Genomic DNA, 3,592 nt, shown 5'->3' with positions numbered 1-3,592 from the left:
GAAGGTCGTTATCGAAGCGGGCTCTGAAATGACTTTGAAAGCCGGTGGCAGCTTTATAAAACTAGACGCGTCTGGTGTTAGCTTGGTTGGCGCGAAAGTCAATATAAACTCGGGAGGCAGTGCAAGCACAGGATCTGGGTTTGCGGGGAAAGTCGCTCAGTTACCTTTAAGAAGCAACGACACGGCATCATTAGAAAAGACAGATGAAACCTCATCGACCAACGTCACTCAACCTGCACTGCTGCGGGCAGAAAACGAGAATGTCAGCACGGTAAAAGCATGTCCTGCCGAAAAACAGGAGAATGCTAAATGATGACATTTGATGAAAAGACAAATCTCTATTGGCTCGTTACGGCCAGCAATTTCAGACATACCATTCAAACCATCGGTGCATTGGAAGGTGCCGCACCGGTCTTCGATAATTCATTTTCAAACGAGTTGATGCCCTTGTCTCCGTGGCTCATCCCGATTGAGACACTCAATCCAGCACTTCAAAACGAGCTAACGCAAGGCATCATCTTAGCCAGCAAGACCGAATTTAATGGCGTTATGGCTCATTTACGCAGCCTTCTCTGGGCCTATCTAGAGGGAGAAAAGGTGTTGTTCCGCTTTTATGATCCTGTCGTCATTATGCCCATGCTCGCCGTGATGAGTGACGGTGACCGTTCTCAGTTCTTAGGGAATATAAGTCATTGGCTACATTGGCAAGGTGAGGAATATACCCGCTATGAAAATCACTCGTCCCTGGCTTTTACTTTGCAAACAAACCCTTGGTGGAGAGTGAAAAGTGAGCACCTGACAGCAAAAGAAGACCACACCACACTCGCCACCAATATTGAGCGAGCGTTATGGCGTGTGCTACCAACAGCAATCAACAGGTTAGCTAACCCCAAACAGTTTATAGAAAAAGCCTTGCAACAGTTTCCGCCAATGTATGCCACCTCTGTCGATAGACAAATTTACGTACTGGCTCACTTAATTAAGGCTGAGATCGTCAACATCAATGATGTGGTTGACGTTTTGCACTTATCACTGACTGAGCGAGAGCAACTGGAGTACGTTATAGGAGCATTAAAATGACTTTTGGAGCCTTAGGTGTCAGTGAGCACTGCATTCCTTGCGAAAGCTACACCCATTGGATAGAAATCCATATTCGCGATGAACATAACCAACCATTCCCCAACATCAAAGGGAATTTGATCGACGCAAGTGGAGCGGTTTACCCAGTGACCCTTGGAGAGGAACCGATACGCTTGGTAAGCTTGGCTCCTGGACGTGTTACTCTCCAATTCGATAATCCAACCTGGTTATATCACACCCAGCGTCGACTGCCCTTTGACGGTGAGACTTCTCCTGTCCAGCAATGGCTTAAACAGAACCCAGCCGCAAGCAGTGGTGCTTCTTGGACGCATCATACGCTAACCTTGGGTGACTTTGTGCAGCTAGAGCAAGGGCAAAACATCCCCAAACGCCACCAAAAAAAGGCGCTTGGCGTGGTCAAACTGGTTACGAATACCAGTCACTTCGTGACCATCCAAGGCTGTCGCTATATTACTCTAAGGTTAGGGATGTTTTTTGATGGGACAGCCAACAACAGCTACAGTGCCAAATGGGGCAAAGCTCGATTAGAGGATCGCTACTACCTATGGCAAGCCGCTTATCAGGTATCAGAAGAGATTGCTAACACTCAAGATATTCATCCAACGCAATTCATTGAAAAATGTTTCGATTGGGCCGACATAACAAGCAGCGCGGCCAATGAACTGACCAATATCCAGAAGCTCTTTGACCTCTACCAGAGTGACTCCTTCAATGAGGATAAAACTGTCTACCGTTTTGCTCAATACATTACTGGGATAGGCACAGGCAATAGCACCGATATTGCCAAAGCAGACGAAGATAACAAAGGATTGGCGTTTGGTTTGGGTAAATATGGCATTATCAATAAAGTCCGCACTGGGATTAAAGAGGTGTGCAGCCAATTGGATCTGATTCTCAGAACCATTGAACGCCAAGAAAAGATTAAAATCGACGGTTTAAACAAGCTAGAATTTGACGTGTTTGGCTTTAGTCGCGGCGCGGCGGCGGCAAGGCACTGTATTAATACTGTTCTGGCGGGCAAGCAAAATGTGTTCGCGCAAGAGTTTACCCGAACATTGCAACAATTAGCTGGCGATTACACTCTGGTCACCGACTTTGATTGGGATAGCAACCAATCTTGCGAAGTAATGTTTGCTGGGCTGTTTGATACCGTCGCTGCTTACGGAATCGCGCATAATGATAATGATGAACCGGTACGATTATGGTTAGATCCTGCCAGAGTGCGCAAAGCCGTCCACCTTGTGGCCAACAAACACAGCGAATACCGCTATAACTTTAGCCTTAACAGACTCAATTCCGCCCCTCATTTTGATGAAATCGTATTGCCTGGCGCACATTCCGATATTGGTGGCGGCTATCACTCACGTGTCGCCTTCTCCAACGCAGACTATCTATTACCGCTACTGGAAAATAAACGCATAGCAAGCGTGCAAAACACCGACGTATCCCTGTCCGGGCAAAAAAAACAACTTGCCGCCCTAACCACAGAGCTTGAACAAGCGTTGGATATTGAACTTAAACACGGTTGGCTATGGCAAGACTATTTACTGACTAATCCAGAATTGACCTATGAAGGGAAATACACCAGCGGTGCGACAGCGCATCTGCTTTATCGCAAATGTACCGAAGGCGATTTATCGCGCCTCTACTTACGGGTGATGTATGGACTGGCAGAATTTGCTGGCGTGCCTGTATATGACAAACCAGAAGGCCCTTATGTTTGGAATTGCCAAGAAAGTAAACAAGACGCCCACTTATACTATCCGGTTCAAAGTCAGTTGGCCTATCCATATCAACCGCAAATTCTTCCATTCGATTTCGGACTTCTATGCCAAAGAGTACTGGATTTGGCCAAAGCCGGCGAAGTAGTCAATATACAAAAGCTGTTGGGTTCTACAGATATGCTTAATAACTTTATTGCCCTGGGGCTGCTCCATCATTCCTCCGATATCGATGATTGGTTTGGTATCGTGACCCCAAATAAACCTCACACCATCAATCAACGCTACGCACGCGAGGAGTACGACGGTGAATAAACGCTATCTCGCAATCACAACGATTGCCATACTCGCGCTAATCGCTGGCTTAGTCGGACGTACTAAGCCAAACTACCCTGATGACCCTAGGTTTAGGCCTTGGCGAATTGGCGCCGCAATCTCTTATAATTACCCTGCTGGCATAACAGAAGCGTATGGGGTTAACTACCAAGAGGACTGGACCAGTATGATGCTGCCGTATGGCGGATTGCTGCAATCTCGATACAAGATGGAAAAATATCGAGAATATACCTATCCAGACTACGATGGCTATGCAATACCTTTGGGTGTACCGGTCAACTTCACCCGTGGTCAACTTGGCTCAGGCATAAAATCCTTACCCGATGAACTCTATCTCTATTGGGGGAGCCATGGTTTTCGCTACGCCACCGTCGTTAAGGTCACCGCGCAAATTAAAGCGGCTATAGTGAAGCCTTATCCCGAATATCCAGAAG

At 46.9% G+C, this 3,592-nt stretch carries 3 protein-coding genes and 1 pseudogene; all 4 read left to right on the top strand.

The genetic code is table 11. From position 1 onward, the window contains the following. Window positions 1-313 (top strand): annotated as a pseudogene (locus QTN94_RS19310) (hypothetical protein); the annotation flags it as partial. Beyond that, entirely contained in the window at window positions 310-1,080 is a 771-nt protein-coding gene (locus tag QTN94_RS19305) for a DUF4123 domain-containing protein (protein WP_331428577.1), read from the top strand. The pseudogene QTN94_RS19310 and the gene QTN94_RS19305, both read left to right, overlap by 4 nt. Continuing rightward, the gene (locus tag QTN94_RS19300) at window positions 1,077-3,137 is read left to right on the top strand and encodes a T6SS phospholipase effector Tle1-like catalytic domain-containing protein (protein ID WP_331428576.1); all 2,061 of its coding nucleotides are present in this window, start codon (window positions 1,077-1,079) and stop codon (window positions 3,135-3,137) included. The genes QTN94_RS19305 and QTN94_RS19300 overlap by 4 nt, the downstream gene beginning before the upstream one ends. Next, the coding region (locus QTN94_RS19295) for a DUF2931 family protein (RefSeq protein WP_443088812.1) at window positions 3,130-3,592 on the top strand (463 nt) is incomplete at its 3' end. The genes QTN94_RS19300 and QTN94_RS19295, both read left to right, overlap by 8 nt.

It is taken from the genome of Vibrio sp. M250220, from assembly GCF_036533795.1.
In the GTDB taxonomy this organism is placed as follows: domain Bacteria; phylum Pseudomonadota; class Gammaproteobacteria; order Enterobacterales; family Vibrionaceae; genus Vibrio.
Note: the sequence above shows the minus strand (reverse complement) of the source record. Positions and strands in the feature narration are given on the sequence as shown.